The sequence below is a fragment of the Terrabacter sp. 2RAF25 genome (genome assembly GCF_052115265.1).
GTDB lineage: Bacteria > Actinomycetota > Actinomycetes > Actinomycetales > Dermatophilaceae > Terrabacter.
In genome coordinates, this window is sequence record NZ_JBFRGJ010000003.1 from 347,659 (window position 1) to 368,042 (window position 20,384).

The 20,384-nt window shown below is 71.3% G+C and carries 17 protein-coding genes; 4 read left to right on the plus strand and 13 right to left on the minus strand.

Annotated features, from left to right (window positions below; translation table 11 throughout):
* The first annotated feature begins 116 nt into the window (after nucleotides 1-116).
* From bioB to bioD, 4 genes are read left to right on the plus strand one after another with little or no spacing between them, the layout of a single operon-like run.
* Nucleotides 117-1,187, plus strand: coding sequence for a biotin synthase BioB (gene bioB / locus AB4091_RS10595; protein WP_442291707.1), 1,071 nt, complete (start codon nucleotides 117-119; stop codon nucleotides 1,185-1,187).
* Nucleotides 1,180-2,520, plus strand: coding sequence for an adenosylmethionine--8-amino-7-oxononanoate transaminase (gene bioA / locus AB4091_RS10600; protein WP_442291708.1), 1,341 nt, complete (start codon nucleotides 1,180-1,182; stop codon nucleotides 2,518-2,520). The genes bioB and bioA overlap by 8 nt, the downstream gene beginning before the upstream one ends.
* Nucleotides 2,517-3,821: an 8-amino-7-oxononanoate synthase gene (locus AB4091_RS10605; RefSeq protein ID WP_442291709.1), complete on the plus strand. Its 1,305-nt coding sequence runs from the start codon at nucleotides 2,517-2,519 to the stop codon at nucleotides 3,819-3,821. The genes bioA and AB4091_RS10605 overlap by 4 nt, the downstream gene beginning before the upstream one ends.
* On the plus strand, nucleotides 3,814-4,545 hold the full coding sequence (gene bioD, locus AB4091_RS10610) for a dethiobiotin synthase (RefSeq protein ID WP_442291710.1): 732 nt from the start codon (nucleotides 3,814-3,816) through the stop codon (nucleotides 4,543-4,545). The genes AB4091_RS10605 and bioD overlap by 8 nt, the downstream gene beginning before the upstream one ends.
* 32 nt (nucleotides 4,546-4,577) lie before the next feature.
* On the opposite strand, the gene cimA is transcribed toward bioD, so the two are convergent.
* From cimA to AB4091_RS10675, 13 genes are all read right to left on the minus strand, one after another.
* Complete coding sequence (cimA, locus tag AB4091_RS10615) at nucleotides 4,578-6,158, minus strand: citramalate synthase (protein ID WP_442291711.1); 1,581 nt, start codon at nucleotides 6,156-6,158, stop codon at nucleotides 4,578-4,580.
* 313 nt (nucleotides 6,159-6,471) lie between these two features.
* On the minus strand, nucleotides 6,472-7,212 hold the full coding sequence (locus tag AB4091_RS10620) for a gamma-glutamyl-gamma-aminobutyrate hydrolase family protein (RefSeq protein WP_442291712.1): 741 nt from the start codon (nucleotides 7,210-7,212) through the stop codon (nucleotides 6,472-6,474).
* Between the two features lie 10 nt (nucleotides 7,213-7,222).
* Nucleotides 7,223-7,990, minus strand: a complete 768-nt coding sequence (locus AB4091_RS10625; RefSeq protein ID WP_442291713.1) for a 3-oxoacyl-ACP reductase — start codon at nucleotides 7,988-7,990, stop codon at nucleotides 7,223-7,225.
* A 60-nt stretch (nucleotides 7,991-8,050) separates the two neighbouring features.
* Nucleotides 8,051-9,424 (minus strand): aldehyde dehydrogenase family protein, encoded by a 1,374-nt coding sequence (locus AB4091_RS10630; protein ID WP_442291714.1) that lies wholly within the window; start codon nucleotides 9,422-9,424, stop codon nucleotides 8,051-8,053.
* 88 nt (nucleotides 9,425-9,512) lie between these two features.
* A complete protein-coding gene (locus AB4091_RS10635) occupies nucleotides 9,513-10,880 on the minus strand; it encodes a glutamine synthetase family protein (RefSeq protein WP_442291715.1) in 1,368 nt (455 codons plus the stop codon).
* Between the two features lie 17 nt (nucleotides 10,881-10,897).
* On the minus strand, nucleotides 10,898-11,626 hold the full coding sequence (locus tag AB4091_RS10640; protein WP_442291716.1) for a FadR/GntR family transcriptional regulator: 729 nt from the start codon (nucleotides 11,624-11,626) through the stop codon (nucleotides 10,898-10,900).
* Between the two features lie 53 nt (nucleotides 11,627-11,679).
* Nucleotides 11,680-14,151, minus strand: a complete 2,472-nt coding sequence (locus AB4091_RS10645) for a GcvT family protein (protein WP_442291717.1) — start codon at nucleotides 14,149-14,151, stop codon at nucleotides 11,680-11,682.
* Nucleotides 14,151-15,113, minus strand: coding sequence for a phosphotransferase (locus AB4091_RS10650; RefSeq protein ID WP_442291718.1), 963 nt, complete (start codon nucleotides 15,111-15,113; stop codon nucleotides 14,151-14,153). Before AB4091_RS10650 ends, AB4091_RS10645 begins: the two co-directional genes overlap by 1 nt.
* The gene (locus AB4091_RS10655; protein ID WP_442291719.1) at nucleotides 15,110-16,699 is read right to left on the minus strand and encodes an amino acid permease; all 1,590 of its coding nucleotides are present in this window, start codon (nucleotides 16,697-16,699) and stop codon (nucleotides 15,110-15,112) included. Before AB4091_RS10655 ends, AB4091_RS10650 begins: the two co-directional genes overlap by 4 nt.
* Before the next feature lie 168 nt (nucleotides 16,700-16,867).
* On the minus strand, nucleotides 16,868-17,692 hold the full coding sequence (locus AB4091_RS10660) for a Cof-type HAD-IIB family hydrolase (RefSeq protein ID WP_442291720.1): 825 nt from the start codon (nucleotides 17,690-17,692) through the stop codon (nucleotides 16,868-16,870).
* 4 nt (nucleotides 17,693-17,696) lie between these two features.
* Nucleotides 17,697-18,794: a branched-chain amino acid aminotransferase gene (locus AB4091_RS10665; RefSeq protein WP_442291721.1), complete on the minus strand. Its 1,098-nt coding sequence runs from the start codon at nucleotides 18,792-18,794 to the stop codon at nucleotides 17,697-17,699.
* Between the two features lie 265 nt (nucleotides 18,795-19,059).
* Nucleotides 19,060-20,124, minus strand: coding sequence for a 3-isopropylmalate dehydrogenase (locus AB4091_RS10670; RefSeq protein ID WP_442291722.1), 1,065 nt, complete (start codon nucleotides 20,122-20,124; stop codon nucleotides 19,060-19,062).
* Between the two features lie 116 nt (nucleotides 20,125-20,240).
* Complete coding sequence (locus AB4091_RS10675) at nucleotides 20,241-20,321, minus strand: 3-isopropylmalate dehydrogenase (RefSeq protein WP_081633825.1); 81 nt, start codon at nucleotides 20,319-20,321, stop codon at nucleotides 20,241-20,243.
* Nucleotides 20,322-20,384: the final 63 nt, after the last annotated feature.

Here is a 20,384-nt window from a genome sequence, read left to right on the forward strand (position 1 = left end):
CCGTCCTCGGCGCGCGGGCCGGACCCGGCCCCGCGTTGACAGCCGAGCCTAGCGACTCGGCATACTGAACACCGTTCAAGTTGAACACCGTTCAACGACGCGCGCAAGGAGCCTGCATGACCCGCCGTTTCGACGACCTCGCCGACGCCGTCCTCGCCGGCACCCCCGCCGACACCGACGACGCGCTCGACGTGCTGCGCGCGAGCGACGACGAGCTCCTCGCCCTCGTCTCGGCGGCGGCACGGCTGCGGCGCAAGCACTTCGGCAACACGGTGAAGGTCAACTACCTCGTCAACCTCAAGTCGGGCCTCTGCCCCGAGGACTGCCACTACTGCTCTCAGCGCCTCGGCTCTCAGGCCGACATCCTCAAGTACACGTGGCTGAAGCCCGACGAGGCCGTCGAGCAGGCGGCCGCCGGCCTGCGCGGCGGGGCGACGCGCATCTGCATGGTCTCGAGCGGGCGCGGCCCGACCGACCGTGACGTCGACCGGGTGGCCGGCATGGTCGGCGCCCTCAAGCAGGAGCACCCCGACGTCGAAGTCTGCGCGTGCCTCGGGCTGCTCAAGGACGGCCAGGCCGAGCGCCTTCGGGCGGCCGGGGTCGACGCCTACAACCACAACATCAACACGGCCGAGTCGCACCACGACGACATCGTCACGAGCCACACGTACGCCGACCGCGTCGACACGGTGACCAAGGCCAAGGAGGCCGGCCTGTCGCCCTGCTCGGGCCTGATCGCCGGCCTGGGCGAGAGTGACGAACAGCTCGTCGAGGCGCTCTTCGCCCTGCGCGCCCTCGGCTCCGACTCCATCCCCGTCAACTTCCTCATGCCCTTCGACGGCACACCGCTCGAGGGCACGTGGGAGCTGACTCCCGGACGCTGCCTGCGCATCCTCACGATGGCCCGCTTCGTCTGCCCCGACAAGGAGATCCGCATCGCCGGCGGACGGGAGATGCACCTCCGGTCGCTCCAGGGCCTCGCCCTCCAGGTCGCCAACTCGATCTTCCTCGGCGACTACCTCACCTCCGAAGGGCAGTCGGCCGAGGCCGACCTCGAGATGATCCGGGACCACGGCTTCGTCGTCCTCGGGGCGGAGGCCGGGCGCGTCCCCACGGACACCGGAGGCACCCACGACCCCGCCAAGCGCCGCCGCGGTGCCGGCACCGACGTCCCGGCCAATGCCTGAGAGCGTCGGCACCTCCCTCGCGGCCCGCGACCGCGGGCTGGTCTGGCACCCGTACGCCCCGCTCGACGGACCCGAGCCGTATGCCGTCGAGCGGGCCTCGGGCGTGCGTCTGGGTCTGACCGCCGCCGACGGCGAGACCTTCGACGCGATCGACGCCATGGCCTCGTGGTGGTGCGCCGTGCACGGGTACCGCCACCCCACGCTCGACGCCGCAGCCCACGAGCAGCTCGACCGTTTCAGCCATGTCATGTTCGGCGGCCTCACCCACGAGCCGGCCGTCACCCTCGCCGAGCGGTTGACCGCCGTCGCGCCGGGGCCCATGGCCCACGTGTTCTACGCCGACTCCGGTTCGGTGTCGGTCGAGGTCGCCCTCAAGCTCGCGCTGCAGTTCCAGGCCGCGCAGGGCCGACCCGGCCGGCAGCGGTTCCTCACCGTGCGAGGCGGCTACCACGGGGACACGTTCGCCGCCATGAGCGTGTGCGACCCCGTGGACGGCATGCACTCGGCGTTCCCGGGCGCACTGGCCCGGCAGCTCTTCGCCCCCAGGCCACCAGCAGGCCGCCTCGTCGTGACCGCGGACGGTGAGGAACGTTGGGAGACGGACGAGTCCGCACTCGAGGCATGGGTCGCCGAGGTCAGGGAGCTGGCACGCGCCCACACCGACGAGCTGGCAGCGGTCATCGTCGAGCCGGTGCTGCAGGGGGCCGGCGGCATGCACGTCTACCACCCGGACTGCCTGCGCGCGCTACGCCGTGTGGCCGACGAGCACGGGCTGCTCCTCGTCGTCGACGAGATCGCGACGGGGTTCGGTCGCACCGGCCGGCTCTTCGCCTCCGAGTGGGCCGACGTCTCCCCGGACGTCATCTGCGTCGGCAAAGCCATGACGGGCGGATACCTCACTCTCGCAGCGGTGCTCACCACACGTCACGTCGGCGAGGCGATCACCCGCTCCGAGTTCAGGGCCCTGCTGCACGGCCCCACCTTCATGGCCAACCCGCTGGCGTGCGCGGTCGCCAACGCGTCGCTGTCCCTCGTGGAGCAGGGCTGGAAGGACGACGTGCCGCGGGTCGGGCGCCTGCTCCAGGAGCACCTCCTACCTGCCGCGGACCTTCCCGCCGTGGCGGACGTGCGCACCCTGGGCGCCGTCGGGGTCGTCCAGCTCGGCTCCCCTGTCGACGTCGCGGCCGTGACCCGTGCCGCGCTGAGACGCGGAGTGTGGGTGCGCCCCTTCCGCGACCTCGTCTACACGATGCCGCCGTACGTCTGCACCGACGACGACGTGCGCACCATCGCCGACGCGATCGTCGGCGCCGTCTGGGAGGTCCACGGGTGAGCGACGTCTGGGACACGTGGCTGCGGGAGCGCGCGACGCTGCGGGCCGAGCGCGGTGTCGAGCGGTTCGACCCCGTGCTGCGGCTCGGCGGCCGCCTGCCGGGCGGGCACGACGCCCTCGATCTCGCGTCCAACGACTACCTCGGGCTGTCGCAGGACGAGAGGGTCGTCGCCGCGGCCCACGACGCCCTACGGCGCTACGGCGCCTCGGCCACGGCGAGCCGCCTCGTGACCGGCACGTTGCCTGTTCACCGCGGCCTGGAGGCGGCGCTGTGCCGTCTCACCGGGCAGCCGAGCGCCCTCGCCTTCTCGACCGGGTATGCCGCCAACCTCGGCGTCCTCACGGCGATGAGCGGGCGGGGGGCCGAGATCCTGCTCGACGCCCACGCGCACGCCTCCCTGCACGACGCGGCGCGGATGTCACGCGTGCCCTACGCGACGTTCGCCCACAACGACCCGGCGGACCTCGACCGCGAGCTGGCTGCCCGCTCGGACCGGAGGCTGGTCGTCGCCGTGGAGTCGGTCTACTCGGTTCTCGGCGACGCCGCCCCGCTGGCCGCCATCGTCGAGGTGTGCCGCCGCCACGACGCGCTGCTCATCGTGGACGAGGCCCATGGCATCGGCGTTCGGGGCGGAGGCCACGGGCTCGTGCACGAGCTCGGCCTCCTCGGGGCGGGCGACGTCGTCGTCACGGTGACCCTGTCGAAAGCTCTCGGCTCGCAGGGCGGCGCCGCGCTGGGCTCCACCGCGGTGCGCAACCACCTGGTCAACGCCGCACGCCCGTTCATCTACGACACCGGCCTCGCGCCGGCGGCGGCCGGGGCGGCCACGGCGGCCGCCGACATCGTCGCGAACGAGCCGTCCCTCGCGGACGCCGTGCGCGACAACGCCCGGGTCATCGCGACCGTGTGCGGCATCGACCAGGCCGCCGGCGCGGTGCAGTCGCTGTCGATGCCCTCGCCAGACGCGGCCGTGGCGGCCTGCCTCGACCTGCGGGCCCAAGGCGTCCTCGTCGGCTGCTTCCGACCGCCGAGCGTCCCGGACGGCATCTCGCGGCTGCGTGTGACCGCGCGGGCCGACCTCACGGGTGAGGACCTGCTGCAGGCTGCACGGCTCGTCGCGCGCGCCGCGCGCGACCACGGACTGTCACCGGGCGGCGCGGCGGCCGTCGAGGGGCCACGGGCGGCGGACGCTCCCTCCACCGTCCGTGGCCTCCCGTCGGTCGCTGCGGTCGAGGGCGCGCAGGACCCCGCCTCGACGTCGCCGCTCTCCCAGATCCCGCCCCACGACACCCATGGGTGAGCCGAGCCTGCCGTCGGTCGTCGTCGTGACGGGCACCGACACCGATGTGGGCAAGACCGTCGTGACGGCCGCCGCCGTCGCCCTGCTCGTCGGGGCGGGGCTGCGCGTCACGGCGTACAAGCCGACCCAGACCGGTGTGGCCCCCGGCGAGCCCGGCGACATGGGGGAGGTCGAGCGGCTCACCGGTGCTGCGACCCGGGAGGGCGCCCGGCTGCGAGCGCCCATGGCACCGCGCCCGGCGGCTGCACTCGAGGGAGGCTCGCTGCCGACGCTCGCGCACCACCTCGACGTCATCGCGCACCTGTCCGCCCGCCACGACGTCGTGGTCGTCGAGGGAGCGGGCGGCCTGCTCGTCGAGCTGACCGACGGCGGTGAGACGCTCGCCGACCTCGCCGCGGCCCTGCCCGACAGCGGGACGGTGCTCGTGGCTCGCAGTGCGCTCGGCACCCTCAACCACACGATGTTGACGCGAGAGGCTCTCTCGCACAGGGCGATCCGCCTGCTCGGGGTCGTCATCGGCGCGTGGCCCCGCGAGCCGGATGTCATCGAGACGACGAACCGCGACTACCTCTCGGCGCTGCCCGAGGGCCTGCTCGGGGCGGTGCCGCAGGGCGCCCCCGCCCTCCCTCCGGACGTGTTCCGGGAAGAGGCGCGGGCGTGGTTGCCCGGGCTGGCAGCGCTGGCCGGACTGGCAGGGCCGGCCGCGCCGACGCGGCCCGCCTGACGCTCGCACCGGCCGGGACTCGACGCTCGTGCTCAGCGGCGCGGCACGCCCTGACGCAGCAGACCGTGGACGATGCCGTCGGTGAGGGCCCGCCACGACGCGGCGAGGATCGAGCCCGCGACGCCGATGGTGTCCCAGGACGTCTCTCCGTCGGAGGTCTCGATGAGCACACGGGTGACCGCGTCGGTGCCGTGCGACGCGTCGAGGATGCGCACCTTGAAGTCGATGAGCTCGATCTTCTCGATCTCGGGGTAGGCGCGGCTCAGGGCCTCGCGCAGCGCGTGGTCGAGGGCGTTGACCGGGCCGTTGCCCTCGCCGGTGGCGATCAGCCGTGAGCCGTCGGCGCGCAGCTTGACCGTCGCCTCGGACGTCGCGTCACCCTCGCCCGACGAGTCGGTGATGACGCGCCACGACTCGACCTCGAAGTAGTCGGTGCAGCCGGGCTCGAGCGCCTCGCGGAGCATCAGCTCGACGGTGGCGTCCGCGGCGTCGAAGGTCCACCCGCGCAGCTCGAGGTCCTTGACCTCAGCGAGCACCCTGGCCACGACGTCGGGCCGCTCGGACAGGTCGAGCCCGGCCTCGCGCGCCTTGAGCTCGATGCTCGCCCGTCCGGCCATGTCGGAGACGAGGGTGCGCATGCCGTTGCCGACGAGCGCCGGGTCCATGTGCTGGTAGAGGTCGGGGTCGACCTTGAGCGCACTCGCGTGGAGGCCCGCCTTGTGCGCGAACGCACTGGCACCGACGTACGGCTGGCGGCTGTAGGCGGGGACGTTCGTGACCTCGCTGATGGCGTGGGCGATGTGCATGGCCCGACGGAACGAGTCGACCTCCATCGCCTCGAGCCCGAGCTTGAACTGCAGGTTGGCGGCGACGGTCACCAGGTCGGCGTTGCCCGTGCGCTCGCCGTAGCCGTTGACGGTGCCCTGCACGTGGGTCGCGCCGGCCCGAACCGCGGCGACCGAGTTGGCGGCGGCGCAGCCGGTGTCGTTGTGGCAGTGGGCGCCGATGCGGGCGCCCGTGGCGCCGATGACGTCGGCCACGACCTGCTCCACCTGGTGGGGCAGCATGCCGCCGTTGGTGTCGCAGAGCACGACGACCTCGGCGCCGGCCTCGTGGGCGGTGCGCACGACGGACAACGCGTAGTCGCGGTCGAGGTGCCACCCGTCGAAGAAGTGCTCGCAGTCGAGGAAGACCCGACGGCCCTGTCCGACGAGGTACGACACGGTGTCGCGCACCATCTCGAGGTTCTCCTCGAGGGTCGTCTTCAGCGCGCGCTCGACGTGGCCGGTGTGCGACTTGGCGACCAGACACACGACCGTCGCACCCGAGTCGACGAGGGCCTGGACGAGCGGGTCCTGCGCGGCGGCCCCGCCGGCCTTGCGGGTGGCCCCGAAGGCGGCGAGGGTCGCGCGGCGGAGGTGGAGCTCCTGGCGGGCCCGCTCGAAGAACTCGGTGTCCTTCGGGTTCGCGCCCGGCCAGCCCCCCTCGATGAAGTCCACCCCGAGGTCGTCGAGCAGTCCGGCGATGGCCAGCTTGTCCGACACCGAGAGGTTGAGACCTTCCTGCTGGGCGCCGTCGCGCAGGGTGGTGTCGTAAACGTGCAGGGCATCCATGACCTTCATTGTCCTCGATCCAGGGGGCGGGTCCATGTGGCCGCTCGGTCCTCGGTCCCATTCATCTGTGCCGCTCGGCCCGGTGTGGCTCTGCAGCGGTCTCCGTGGCTCGTGGCCGGGAAACAAAAAGACCCCCCGGGAACGGGAGGTCTGCGCGACGAGAGGTGTTCTCGTCGCGCTAGCTGATAATGAGCGTGCTCGTGGCGAGCCGGGAAGCGGTCACGGGTTCAGGGTGGCAGGACTGCTCGCCCAGCGAAACCGCGGGTCCGCCATGTGGGACCACGTGGGCCGTCACGCTCAGGAGCAGCGACCGTCAGCCGCGCGCGTCCCCACGCCCGGCGGCATACGCCCTCGCGGCCGCGACGAGCGCGTGGAAGAGGCGTGGGTCGTCGCCGACCTCCGGGTGCCACTGGACGGCGACACGGAAGAAGGCCCCCGGGTCCTCCATCGCCTCCAGGGTGCCGTCGTCGGCCCATGCCGAGGGCGCGTACCCGGGGTGGGTCAGCACCGACTGGTGGTGGTAGCTCGGCACGTCGGCGCCGTCGCCGATGATGCCGGCCAGCCTGGTGCCCGGGACGGTGCGCACGTGGTGGCTCCCGTAGGTCGCGGGTGCGGGCGAGTGCAGGTCGTGCCCCACGCGGTCGGGCAGGTGCTGCTCGAGCACTCCCCCGGCTGCGACCGCCATCACCTGCATGCCCCGGCAGATGCCGAGCAGTGGCACGTCGAGCGCGGCGGTGGCCTCGGCGAGGGCGAGCTCGGTCGTGTCGCGGTCGGGCCGCGACGCCTGCACCGATGCATGACGCTCGTCGGCGTAGAGCTCGGGTGCCACGTCGACGCCGCCCGCCAGGATCACTCCGTCGAGCCGCGAGAGCAGCTCGTGGGCCACGCCGTCGTCCGCGTCGGGTCGCGGCGGGACGACGACCGCGATGCCGCCGGCGTCCTCGACGTGGCCGACGTAGCGGTAGGGAACCAGCGCTCCCGGCACGTCGACCCACCGGCCCCACGAGGCCCGTTCGACGTATGCCGTGATGCCGATGACCGGCCGCGCGTTCACCTCAGCCCCCTCAGAGCGGCGTGACGTACGCGCCGGAGATGCCGCCGTCGACGAGGAAGGTCGAGGCCGTGATGAAGCTCGACTCGTCGGACGCGAGGAAGAGGACGGCGTTGGCCATCTCCTCGGGCTCGCCGAACCGGCCCATGGGCACGTGAACGAGCCGACGCGCGGCGCGCTCCTCGTCCTTGGCGAAGAGCTCCTGGAGCAGCGGGGTGTTGACCGGGCCCGGGCAGAGCGCGTTGACACGCACCCCCTCCCGGGCGAACTGGACCCCGAGCTCGCGGCTCATCGACAGCACGCCACCCTTGCTCGCGCTGTAGGAGATCTGCGACGTGGCCGCGCCCATGACGGCGACGAAGGAGGCCGTGTTGATGATCGACCCTGATTGCTGCTCGAGCATGTAGGGCAGCGCCGCCTTGCAGCACAGGTAGACAGAGGTGAGGTTGACCTCCTGGACCTTGCGCCAGGCGTCGAGGTCGGTGTCGAGGATCGAGTCGTCCTCGGGTGGGCTGATGCCGGCGTTGTTGAAGGCGATGTCGACAGAGCCGTAGGTCTCCTTGGCCGTGCGGAAGAGGGAGTCGACGTCCTCCTTGCTCACGACGTCGACGCGCACGAACGTGCCCCCGACCTCGTCGGCGACGCGGGGCCCGTTGACCTCGTCGAGGTCACCGATGACGACCTTGGCACCCTCCTCGGCGAACCGTCGCGCCGTGGCGAGACCGATGCCGGAGCAGCCACCCGTGATGACCGCGACCTTGCCGTCGAGCCTGCCTGCCATGAGTCCTCTTTCCTTGCCGTTCAGACGATTTCGGTGGTTCGTGATCGTTTTGGACGGGCTTCAGTCGGTCGAGATGAAGACGTTCTTCACCTCGGTGAAGGCCTCGAGCGCATCAGGTCCGAGCTCGCGGCCGATGCCGCTCTGCTTGAAGCCGCCGAACGGCGTCGAGTAGCGCACGCTGCTGTGCGAGTTGACCGAGAGGTTGCCGGCCTCGACGCCGCGAGCGACCCGCAGGCCGCGCCCGAGGTCGCGGGTCCAGATGGACCCCGAGAGGCCGTATGCCGTGTCGTTGGCCTTGGCGACCGCGTCGGCCTCGTCGTCGAAGGGGAGGACGGCGACGACCGGCCCGAAGACCTCCTCCTGCCAGACGGCGTCCGTCGTCGAGCGCGGCAGGACGACGGTGGGGGCGTACCAGTGGCCGGCCCCCTCGGGAGCGGTGCCGCGGAACGCCACGTCGACGTCGTCAGCCGCTCCCTCCACGTAGGCGCTGACCCGGTCGTGCTGCTCGGCGCTGATGAGCGGGCCCATCTCGGCGGCCTCGTCGTGGGGGTCGGTGACGACGACGCCGCGCACCGCGGTCTCGAAGTGCTCCATGAAGGTGTCGAACGCGCTGCGCTCGACGAGGATGCGGCTGCGCGCGCAGCAGTCCTGGCCCGCGTTGTCGAAGACGGCATACGGCGCCCGGGCGGCGGCGAGCTCGAGGTCGGAGTCAGCGAAGACGATGTTGGCGCTCTTGCCACCCAGCTCGAGGGTGACCCGCTTGACCTGGTCGGCGGCACCTCGCATGATCCGCTGGCCGACCGCGGTCGACCCCGTGAAGCAGATCTTGCGGACGTCGGGGTGGGTGACGAAACGCTCCCCCACGACCGATCCCTTGCCGGGCACGACCGTGAAGACACCCTCGGGGATGCCTGCCTCGAGGGCCAGCTCACCCAGGCGCATGGCCGTGAGCGGCGTGAGCTCGGCCGGCTTGAGCACCACGGTGTTGCCCGCGGCGAGCGCCGGGGCGAAGCCCCAGCCCGCGATCGGCATCGGGAAGTTCCACGGCACGATGATCCCGACGACCCCGAGGGGCTCACGGAAGGTGATGTCGATGCCGCCGGCCACCGGGATCTGCCGGCCGAAGTTCCGCTCGGGCGCCCCGGAGTAGTAGGCCAGCACGTCGCGCACATTGCCCGCCTCCCACCGGGCGTTGCCGATCGTGTGCCCGGCGTTCTCGACCTCGAGCAGCGCGAGCTCCTCCTGGTGGTCGCCCACGAGGTCGGAGAAGCGGCGCAGCAGCAGGGCCCGGTCGGCGGGGGCGACGGCACGCCAGGCGGGGCCGGCCGTCGACGCCCGGGCGATCGCGGCGTCCGCCTCCTCCACGGTGGCGAGCTCGACGCTGCGGACGAGCTGCTCGGTGGCGGGGTTGATGACGTCGTGCGTGGTGGTCATCTCTCTCGTCTCCTCGTTCGATGTGGTGGCCGGTCACGGGTGACCGTCGAACACATCGATCCGGGTTGGTGGTGGGGAAGGCGGGGGGTCACAGTCGCTCGAATCCTCTCCTGCGCTCCCAGTCGGTGACCGCGGCGTTGAACGCTGTGATCTCGACGTCGGCCGCGTTGACGTAGTGGTCGACGACCGCGTCACCGAAGGCGGCTCGGGCGACGACCGAGCCGGCGAGCAGGTCGCGCGCCTCCTGCAGGGTCGAGGGCACGTGCGGCTTGTCCGAGGTGTAGGCGTTGCCCTCGAGGGCGGGCTCGAGCTCGAGCTGCTGCTCGATGCCGTGCAGGCCGCCGGCCAGCATGGCGGCCACCGCGAGGTAGGGGTTCAGGTCGCCGCCGCCCACCCTGTTCTCGACGCGCAGCCCCGGACCGTGGCCCACGACGCGTAGCGCACAGGTGCGGTTGTCACGCCCCCAGGCGACGGCGGTCGGCGCAAAGCTCGCCGATGCAAAACGCTTGTAGGAGTTGATGTTCGGTGCGTAGAAGTAGGTCAGCTCACGCTGGGTCGCCAGGATGCCCGCGAGGAAGTGCTCGAACATCTCGCTGTGGCCGTGCTCGCGGTCGTCGTCGACGAAAACCGTCTCACCGCCCTGCCCGCGCAACGAGAGGTGGATGTGGCACGAGCTGCCCTCACGCTGGTCGAACTTGGCCATGAACGTCAGGGACTGCCCGTGGTGCGCCGCGATCTCCTTGGCCGCGTTGCGGTAGATCACGTGGTTGTCGCAGGTGCGCACGGCGGTGTCGAAGAGGAAGCCGATCTCGTGCTGGCCGTAGTTGCACTCGCCCTTGGCGCTCTCGACGACCGCGCCGGCGGCGTACATCTCGTTGCGGATCTCGCGCAGCAGCGGCTCGACGCGGTCACCGCCGAGGATCGAGTAGTCGACGTTGTAGCGGTTGGCGGGGGTGAGGCCCGTGTAGCCGGCGTCCCAGGCCTGCTCGTAGGACTCCTGGAAGACGATGAACTCGAGCTCGGTGCCGCAGTGGGCCGCCATGCCGAGAGCCGCGGCCCGGTCGACCTGCGCCTTGAGCACCGACCGGGGCGACTGCACCACCGGACCGCTGCCGTCGAGCCAGGTGAGGTCGCACTGGACCGTCGCCGAGTGCGGCGTGCCCGGGGTGCGGCGGAGGGTGTCGAGGTCGAGGTCGAAGAACATGTCGCCGTAGCCGCGCTCCCACGAGGAGATCGCGTAGCCGTCGACGGTGTTCATGTCGACGTCGACGGCGAGCAGGTAGTTGCAGCCCTCCGTGCCGTCCTCGAGCACGTGGTCGAGGAAGTAGTGCCCGTGCAGGCGTTTGCCCTGCAGCCGGCCCTGCATGTCGGTGAAGGCCACGACGACCGTGTCGATCGTGCCTTTCTCGATCTCGGTCCGCAGCTGGTCGAGGGTCAGGGTGGGCGCGGGCGCCATGTCGTGCCTTCCTGTCGCTATCCGATGAGGCCGCGCAGCAGCGCGGAGGTGGCGTCGCAGTGCTCCTCCATGACCGCTCGGGCTCGTTCCGCCTTGCCGCCGAGGACGGCCCCGACGATCTGGTGGTGCTGGGCGTTGGAGTGCTCGATGTTGCGCCGCAGCACGGGGATCGCCATGAGCATGTCGTGCAGGGCCGACTGCGAGCGGGTGACGGCGTCGATGAGCATGGGCGACCCGGACAGGGTCGCGATGGCCAGGTGCAGCCGCGAGTCGGCCACGCGGTGGGCGGCCGAGTCTGCCGCCTCGTCGACCTCGACGAGGCAGTCCATGAGCCAGGCCCGCTGGTCGCCGGCCAGCGCCTGGGTGGCCGCGAGCCAGGCCGCGCCCGGTTCGACGACACGGCGGAAGGTCAGGGCGTCGAGCATCGCGGCACCGCTTCGCACGAACGCCCCGGGGGCCGGTGGCGGCAGCTCCACCGAGTCGGTGACCCACGTGCCGCCGCCGCGGCCGCGGCGGGTCGTCACCAGCCCCGAGTCCCGCAGGGCGGCGATGGCCTCACGGAGGGTGTTGCGGCTGACGCCGAGACGCTCGGCGAGCTCGCGCTCGGGCGGCAGCTGCTCGCCGCGCGCGAAGACGCCGAGACGGATGGCGGTCGCGAGCTGCTCGACGGTGCCCTCGAAGACGTTGCCCGTCGCGGGGCGCAGCACGACGTCCGGAAGGGACGGCTGTCGTACCGTGGCGCTCACGTGTCGATCCAATACCGTCACCTCCTCCGCGTCAATGGTCTGAGAAAGAACCATTATGGTGTGTCGTTACCGTCGCGCCGCAGTCGGCGCCCGTCGGGGTCCAGCGGCGGCCGCACCCCGACCGTCAGCGGGTGGCGACGTCCCGCGACGTCGATCTCCCACTCCCCCGACTGGATCCACGCCGACGTGGCCGCGCCTGACTCGCGCTCCCCGACCAGTGCGAGGCCGACGCCGGTGCCGAGCGTCGCGCCCCACGCCGCGCTCGTCACCTGGCCGACCGGGCGGCCGTCGCGCAGCACGAGCTCGCCGCCCCACGCGTATGCCGTCGGGTCACCGACGACGAACGACACGATCCGGCGCGGCGAGACGGCGGCCCGCGCCGCCTCGACGGCGGCCCGGCCGAGGAAGTCGTGGTCGGAACCGAGCTTGCACGCGAAGGCCAGCCCCGCGGTCACCGGTCCCGTCTCGGTCGTCAGCTCGCGGCCGAACGCCCGGTAGCCCTTCTCGAGCCGCATCGCCTCGATGGCGTAGTAGCCGGCCGGGCGCACGCCCAGGTCGGCGCCGCTGCGGAACAGGTCGTCGTACACCCCGGCTGCCAGGTCCGTCGGGACGTAGAGCTCCCACCCGAGCTCACCCACGTACGTGATGCGCGTGGCGCGGACGCGGGCGGAGCCGACCCTGACCTCGCGGCTGGTGCCGAAGGGGAAGGCGGCGTCGCCGAAGTCGTCGTCGGAGAGCGCGGCCAGCAGCTCGGCCGAGCGTGGCCCCATGACACCGAGGACGGCATACGCACTCGTCACGTCGACCACGCTCGCGTCCGCGCCCTCGGGCACGTTCCGGGCGATCCAGTCGAGGTCACGCACGGTCGTGGCCGCGCTGCTCACCACGAGGAACGTGCGCTCCCCCGTGCGGGTGACCGTCACGTCGGACTCGTAGGTGCCGCCCGCGTTGAGCAGTCCCGTGTAGACCGTGCGCCCGACCGGGACGGCGACGTCGGCGGTGCAGATCCACTGGAGCGCGCGCTCGGCGTCCCGACCGACGACGAGGTACTTGGAGAACGACGTCTGGTCGAAGACGGCCACGGCTTCGCGCGCGGCCCGCTGCTCGTCGACGCACCAGTCTACCCAGGCAGGACGATCCCAGGAGTAGTCGAGCACCGGCGAGCGGCCCCGTGGTGCAAAGACGTTCGGGCGCTCCCAGTGGTTGCGGCTGCCGAGGACCGCGCCCTGGCGCACGATGCGGTCGTGGACGGGCGAGAGCCGCTGCGGTCGACCTGTCTCGAGCTCCCGGTTGGGCCACGGCACCGCGTAGTGCAGACCCAGCACCTCGACGACGCGGTCGCGCAGCCAGACGTTGTCGTCCGAGAGCGGTGAGAAGCGCCGGATGTCGGCGCTGATCAGGTCGATGGTGGGCCGCCCCTCGACGACCCACTCGGCCAGCGCGCGCCCCGCCCCACCGGCACTCGCGATGCCGACGGAGTTGAAGCCGGCAGCGACGAAGAAGCCCGGCAGCTCGGGAGCCTCACCGACGACGAACTGGTTGTCGGGCGTGAAGCTCTCGGGGCCGTTGTAGAACTTGCGGATGCCCGTCTCGGCCAGCACCGGCAGCCGGTGGACCGCGCTGTCCATCAGGATCTCGAAGTGCTCCCAGTCCTCGTCGAGCAGCGCGAACTCGAAGGGATGGGGGATGCGGTCGGGTGACACCCACGGCTTGGCCTCGGGCTCGAAGCCGCCGACGAGCAGGCCGCCGACCTCCTCCTTGACGTAGGTGAAGCCGTCCGGGTCACGGAGCACGGGCAGGTCGCGGTGGACGCCGTCGATCGGCTCGGTGACCACGTAGAAGTGCTCCGCCGAGTGCAGCGGCACGTTGACGCCGGCCATCGCCCCCACGGCCCGGGCCCACTGGCCGGCGCAGTTGACGACGACGTCCGCCTCGACGTCGCCGTGCTCGGTGCGCACCCCCGCGGCGCGGCCTGCCCGCGTGATCACGCCGGTGACGCGCACCCGCTCCGCGACCCGGGCCCCGAGCTGGCGGGCGCCCTTCGCGAGCGCCTGGGTCAGGTCGGTCGGGTTCGCCTTGCCGTCGCCCGGAAGCCAGATCGCCCCGAGGAGGTCGTCGGACCGGATGAGCGGGTAGCGCTCCTGGGCCTGCTCGGCCGTGAGCAGCTCGCACTCGAGGTCGTAGGCGGCGGCGCTGGCCGTGGTCCGACGCAGCGCGACCATCCGCTCCGGTGTGCGGGCGACCGTCAGGCCCCCGCACACGCGGTAGCCCGTGCCGAGGCCGGTCTCGGCCTCCAGGCGCGAGTAGAGGTCGGTGGAGTACTGCACGAGACGGGTGCCGGCCTCGGTCGCGCGCAGCTGCCCGACGAGCCCGGCCGCGTGCCACGTCGTGCCGCACGACAGGCTGCCCTGCTCCAGCAGGAGCACGTCGGTGCGCCCGAGGTGGGCCAGGTGGTAGGCGACACTCGCGCCGACGACTCCCCCACCGATGACGACGATCTCTGCGCGAGAGGGGATCTCGACCATCAACTCGCCCTCGGATCTGCAGGGTCCTCACCGACGGCGGCGTCGATCAGGGTGTCGAGGCGTGCACCCGTCAGAAGCCGGGCGGCGGGCTCGAAACGCTCCATCGCGAAGGACCAGAAGTCTGCCTCGAGATCGGAGACGCCGTGCTGGATCGCGCCCCACAGGGTCCAGGCGTGCTGCCCCGCAAGACCCCACAGCTCGGCGCGCGCCAGGAGCCGGTCGCTGAGCCGCCCGTGGTACGCCTCCACGACCTCGGCCAGCCCGTCGGGCCCCAGCTGCGACTCGTTGACGAGGTTGCCGAGCTCGAATGCCGCCTCGTTCGTTCCGGAGTACTCGTAGTCGATGACCCGTACGTCGCCGCCGTCGTCGAGGAAGTTCGCCGCGAGCAGGTCGTTGTGGCAGGGCACCAGCGGGTCGGGATGCACTCGCAGCGCCAGCTCCACGCGGGCGATCGCGTCGTCGAGTGCCCAGTAGCCGTCGGGCACGGCGAGTCCCCTCTCGAGGACGAGGGCGGCATACGTCCTCTGGATCGCGAACATGTCGAAGCGCGAAGCGAACTCGGGTCCGGCGTGCAGCCGGCGCAGCGAGGCGGCAATGCGGCCGAGGTTCGCGCCGACGTCTGCCGCGGCATACGTGCGACCCGGGAGGAACTCGACGACGAGGATGCCCTCGCCGGGCACGTAGTCGACGACGGGGGCCCCGACACCCGCGGCGGCGGCGGCGCGCGAGTTGTGCCACTCGTGCTCACGGTCGACGGCGAGCATCGCACTGGAGGCTGACGAGATGCGGACGACCACGTCGATCCCGTCGGCCCGCACCCGGTAGTTGTGGTTGGTCAGGCCGCCCGGCAGCGCCGTCACCTCGCTCGGCCGTCCCGAGAGGGAGAGCCGAGCGAGGGCGGTGGCGAGCTGGTCGGTCGTGCCGGGAGCGTGGGCCGGCCGGGCCCGCGGTTCGTGGGTCACTCGCCGTAGACGGCCGCGACCTCGGGGTCGACGTTCTGCTTGGGACCGGCGAACCAGTGCCGCGCCGAGGCCTGCCACCAGATCGTCAGGGCCACCAGGGCGCCGATCGTGACGAGCGGCGCGTAGTTGACGAACTTCCACGCGAACGCGTCGTTGAACGGCACCGCACCGGGGACGAACGGCATCATCAGGTAGAGCGAGACGATGACGATCTCGGCCACGGCGATGGGGTTCATCCAGCGGTACTTCGCGCCGTTGTTCCACGAGCCCACCTGGAAGCTGTCACCCGCGCGCCAGCGCAGCCAGATCGGGATCGCAAACGACAGGTAGAGGCCGATCACGGCGATCGAGGTGACGGCGTAGAAGGCGACGGGAACCACGAGCGGCGCCTGCTCGGTGCCGAGGTTGACCCGGATCAGCGCAGGCAGCGTGACGACCGCGCTGACGACCGCCACGACCAGCACGGCGTTGGCCGGGACACGCTTGGGCGAGAGGGTCGACCACAGCCGCGAGAACGGCACGGCCCCGTCCCGGCTGAACGCGAAGAGCATCCGCGACGCCGACGTCATGCACGAGGTGGCGCAGAACACCTGCGCCGCCGCCGAGATGAAGAGGACGAGGCCGCCCCAGCTCGTGCCCAGCGCTGTCGTGAAGATGTAGCCGACACCGCCGGCGCCCACGCCCGCGTCATCGGGTGCGCCACCCTTGTTCGGAACCGCGAAGACGACGCAGAGCAGCAGGAGGTAGCCGCCGAGGGCGGAGTAGGCGATCGAGCGCCACATCCCTTGTGCGGCAGCCTTCGACGCCGACTGCGTCTCCTCGGAGAGGTGCGCGGACGCGTCGAAGCCGGTGATCGTGTACTGCGTGAGCAGGAAGCCGAACGGCACGATCGCGAACCAGTAGCCGAGGCCGCCGGTGTCGGCGTCGAAGAAGCCGGAGTTGTTGAAGCGGTGCGTGAAGACGTAGCTGAAGGACTGGTGCTGGTCGGGGATGACGAGCAGGATCACGATGATCGCCGCCGCCCCGAAGACGTGCCACCAGACCGAGACGTTGTTGAGGACCGCCATGAGGTGGCCGCTGAAGATGTTGAGCACGACCACCAGCGCCAGCACCGCGACGAAGACGAGGAAGACGCGCGTCAGCGAGTAGCTCGCGGCGTAGCCGGAGGACCAGGTGGAGATGGTCAGGTCGATGAAGGTCGCACAGCCGTAGGCGACACCGGCCGTGACGGCGATGAGACCGATGAGGTTGAGCCATCCGGTGTAGAAGCCGGCGCGAGGGCCGCCGAGCTTCGAGGCCCACCAGTAGATCCCGCCCGAGGTCGGGAAGGCCGACACGAGCTCGGACATCGTGAAGCCGATGATGAGGATGAAGACGGACAGGATCGGCCAGGACCAGGAGATCGAGATGGGCCCGCCGTTGTTCCAGCCCGCCCCGAAGTTCGTGAAGCAGCCGGCGAGGATGGAGATGATCGAGAACGAGATGGCGAAGTTCGAGAAGCCCGACCACGACCGGTGGAGCTCCTGCTTGTAGCCGAGTTCCGCGAGCCGGCGTTCGTCGTCGGAGAGTTCGGTCACGTCGGACATGAGTGCACTCCTTGCTTCGGTATGAAGTTGCGCCGATGCTACTGCTGCGAGAGTGCGGCGAACAGACCTCTTTTCCCTTCGGTTTCCGTAGGTGGAGGGGGCGTTTCAACGCCGTGGGCGTCATCGAGCTGCCCGTCAATGGCCCAGAAGGAGACCATTTGTGCCGGGTCAGCTCGAGAGCACCGATTCGATCGCCCGGGCGACGCCGTCCTCGTCGTTGGCCGCGCACCTGCGATCGGCCATGGCTGCGACGTCGGGATGGGCGTTGGCGACGGCCCACCCGACGCCCGCCCACTCGATCATCGGGAGGTCGTTGGGCATGTCGCCGAACGCCCAGACGTCGGCGGCGTCGATGCCGAGCCGGCCCGCCCACCGTTCGAGTGCAGACGCCTTGGTCACGCCGGGGGCGTTGATCTCGGCGAGTCCGAACGCTCCAGAGAAGTGCAGGTGTCCCCTGTCGCCGACCACCTCCTCCACCGTCGCGAGGAACTCCTCGAGCGGCACGCCGTCGGTGACGGCCAGCAGCTTGCCCACCGGCTCGGCCGCGATCCGGTCAACGGGACCGTGCGCGGCCCCCTCGGCGACCGAGTCCTTGTGCGGGTCGGGATAGCCGGGGCCGACGTAGGGTCCGCTCGCACGCTCGGCGAGAAAGGCGATCTGAGGGAGCGCCGAGGTGAGGTCGGAGACGATCGACTCGACGGCGCCCGGCTCGAAGCAGTGCGTCTCGAGCAGCCGCCGCCCGGCCACCTCGTAGACGAACGCTCCGTTGCCGCAGATCGCGACGCCGCGCGGGCCGACGACGTGCTCGAGGTCGTGGAGCCAACGCGGCGGGCGTGCGGTGACGAGAACCGTCTCGATGCCGGCCTCGTCGGCGGCCGCCCACACCGCGCGCGTTCGCTCCGACACCGAGCCGTCGGAGCGCAGCAGGGTGCCGTCGAGGTCGGTCGCGACGAGACGCGGCCGCCGCAGCGTCGGCTCCCCCGGTGCGGCCACCGGGTCAGACGAGACGGGTCAGCCAGCCGTGGGCGTCCTCGGTGCGGCCGTACTGGATGTCGAGCAGCTTGTTGCGAATCGCCTCGGCGTAGTGGTCCTCATGGCCCTCGCGGCGGTGGTCTACCGACCCCCCGTCCCAGCGCAGCTCACCCACAGGAGTCACGACCGCGGCGGTGCCGCAGGCGAAGATCTCGACGATGTCGCCACTGGCCGCACCCTCCTTCCACTCCTCGATGGGGATGCGGCGCTCCTCGGGCTCGAGGTCGAGCTCCTTGGCGATCTGCAGGATGGAGCTGCGCGTGACTCCCTCGAGGATCGTGCCCGTGAGCTCGGGGGTGATGATGCGCCCGTCCTTGGTCACGAGGAACAGGTTCATGCCGCCGAGCTCCTCGATGTACGTGTGCGTCGAGGAGTCGAGGAAGACGGCCTGGTCGCAGCCGTGGTCGATGCCCTCGAGCTGGCCTGCGAGAGAGCTGGCGTAGTTGCCGCCACACTTCGCCGAACCCGTTCCGCCCTCGCCCGCACGGGCGTAGTCGGTGGAGATCCAGAGGGTGACCGGCTTGAGGCCGCCCGAGAAGTAGGCACCCGCCGGGGAGGCGATCACGGAGTAGGTGACCTGCTGGGCCGGGCGCACGCCGAGGAAGGCCTCGGACGCGAACATGAACGGCCGCAGGTAGAGACTCTTCTCCCCCGCGTCACCGGCGGGCACCCACTCCTGGTCGACGGAGACGAGCTGGCGGAGCGACTCGATGAAGTCGGCCTCGGGCAGCACCGGCAGCGCCAGGCGCCGGGCCGAGCGCGCGAACCGAGCGGCGTTGGCCTCGGGACGGAACGTCCAGATGGAGCCGTCGGCGTGGCGGTAGGCCTTCATCCCCTCGAAGATCTCCTGGGCGTAGTGGAGCACCGCCGCCGCGGGGTCGAGCTGGAACGGGCCGTAGGGCTTGACCTGTGCGTCGGCCCACCCGCCGGCGGCGGTCCACGTCGCGACGACCATGTGGTCGGTGAAGGTCTTGCCGAAACCGGGGTTCTCGAGGATCTCGGCGATGCGCTCTGGCGGGGTGACGTCGTCGCGGCGCGTCACCTCGAAGGACAGCTGGGTCATGACAAAACCTCCATGGAGCGAAATCTGCGGTGATCCGATGTCAGGTTATCGCCCACATCGTGAGATGAGACAGCCGCCCCGGGCGCCGCAGCGGGGTCGCGTCCGCGGGCGTCCTGCCCCGGCATCCTCCGCGGGTTTCGGTCGCGTACGCCGCGTATGCCGCACGTGCGGCCCAGCCACCCGCGTACGGGGCAGTCGCGCGCGTACGCAACATGGACCCGCGTGCGAGCGGCGGGTCAGCCGGGCGTATGCCGTGTCGTGCGCGTCAGAGACGACCGACCACGGCGTCGCCGACGGCGGAGGTGCTGCGTACGGCGTCTCCGCGGTCGGCGAGGTCGGCAGCCACGGCGGTGTCGACGCGCTCGGCCTCGGCATCGAGCCCGAGGTGGGCGAGGAGCATCCCGACCGACAGGATCGCAGCCGTCGGGTCGGCCTTGGACTGGCCCGCGATGTCGGGGGCCGAGCCGTGTACGGGCTCGAACATGCTCGGGGTCGTGCGCGCCGGGTTGATGTTGCCCGAGGCGGCGAGCCCGATCCCGCCGGCGATGGCAGCGGCGATGTCGGTGAGGATGTCACCGAAGAGGTTGTCGGTGACGATGACGTCGAAGCGACCCGGGTCGGTCACCATGAAGATCGTGGCGGCGTCGACGTGCTGGTAGGCGGTCTCGACCTCGGGGAACTCGGCCCCGACCTCCTCGACCGTGCGTCGCCACAGATGGCCGGCGTGGGTCAGGACGTTGTGCTTGTGCACGAGCGTCAGGTGCTTGCGCGGGCGGCCCTGGGCGCGGGCGAACGCGTCGCGCACGACGCGCTCGACGCCGTAGCGGGTGTTGACGCTGACCTCGGTCGCGATCTCGGCCGGCGTGCCGACGCGAAGGGCGCCGCCGTTGCCGACGTACGGGCCCTCGGTTCCCTCACGCACGACGACGAAGTCGATCCCGTCGGGGGCGACGCGGGCCACGTCGAGGGGGCTGGCCACGCCGGGGAACAGCTTGGCCGGGCGCAGGTTGACGTAGTGGTCGAGCGCGAAGCGCAGCGGGAGGAGCACACCCCGCTCGAGCACGCCGCTGGGCACCGTCGGGTCGCCGATGGCACCGAGGAGGATCGCGTCGTGGCCGCGAAGCTCCTCGAGCACCGAGTCCGGCAGCGTCTCGCCGGTGGCGTGCCAGCGACGCGCGCCGAGGTCGTAGTCCGTGGTCGCGAACTTCGGACCGGCTGATCCGGTGACGGCGTCGAGCACCTTGAGGCCCTCGGCGACGACCTCGGGACCGATGCCGTCACCGCCGATCACGGCGATCGAGTAGGCGTCCTTGACCTGCGTCTCTCCCATGCGGCAAGCCTAGAACGCGTCTTGTGATGTGGAACGTGCGTCTCATTTGGTGAACGACGACGAAGGCCCCCGCCCAGCTGGGAGGGGGCCTTCGTCAGGCGTTCGGTGCGCCTGCGTCAGTCCTCGGTGTGGCCCTGGTCTCGCAGGTCCATCGACTCCTGCAGGGCCTGACGGGCGGCCTTGGCGTCTTCGCTCATGGTGATCACGTCTTTCGAGTTGCCGTGCTGTCGGTGGTCTCAGGTGGCTCAAGCCCGGGTGGG

Bases quoted from the DNA above. Each gene is read 5' to 3' on its own strand.
- bioB (WP_442291707.1), top strand. From the start codon at position 117: ATGACCCGCCGTTTCGACGACCTCGCCGACGCCGTCCTCGCCGGCACC.
- bioA (WP_442291708.1), top strand. From the start codon at position 1,180: ATGCCTGAGAGCGTCGGCACCTCCCTCGCGGCCCGCGACCGCGGGCTG.
- bioD (WP_442291710.1), top strand. From the start codon at position 3,814: ATGGGTGAGCCGAGCCTGCCGTCGGTCGTCGTCGTGACGGGCACCGAC.
- cimA (WP_442291711.1), bottom strand. From the start codon at position 6,158: ATGGATGCCCTGCACGTTTACGACACCACCCTGCGCGACGGCGCCCAG.
- AB4091_RS10625 (WP_442291713.1), bottom strand. From the start codon at position 7,990: ATGGCAGGCAGGCTCGACGGCAAGGTCGCGGTCATCACGGGTGGCTGC.
- AB4091_RS10630 (WP_442291714.1), bottom strand. From the start codon at position 9,424: ATGACCACCACGCACGACGTCATCAACCCCGCCACCGAGCAGCTCGTC.
- AB4091_RS10635 (WP_442291715.1), bottom strand. From the start codon at position 10,880: ATGGCGCCCGCGCCCACCCTGACCCTCGACCAGCTGCGGACCGAGATC.
- AB4091_RS10645 (WP_442291717.1), bottom strand. From the start codon at position 14,151: ATGGTCGAGATCCCCTCTCGCGCAGAGATCGTCGTCATCGGTGGGGGA.
- AB4091_RS10655 (WP_442291719.1), bottom strand. From the start codon at position 16,699: ATGTCCGACGTGACCGAACTCTCCGACGACGAACGCCGGCTCGCGGAA.
- AB4091_RS10665 (WP_442291721.1), bottom strand. From the start codon at position 18,794: ATGACCCAGCTGTCCTTCGAGGTGACGCGCCGCGACGACGTCACCCCG.
- AB4091_RS10670 (WP_442291722.1), bottom strand. From the start codon at position 20,124: ATGGGAGAGACGCAGGTCAAGGACGCCTACTCGATCGCCGTGATCGGC.
- AB4091_RS10675 (WP_081633825.1), bottom strand. From the start codon at position 20,321: ATGAGCGAAGACGCCAAGGCCGCCCGTCAGGCCCTGCAGGAGTCGATG.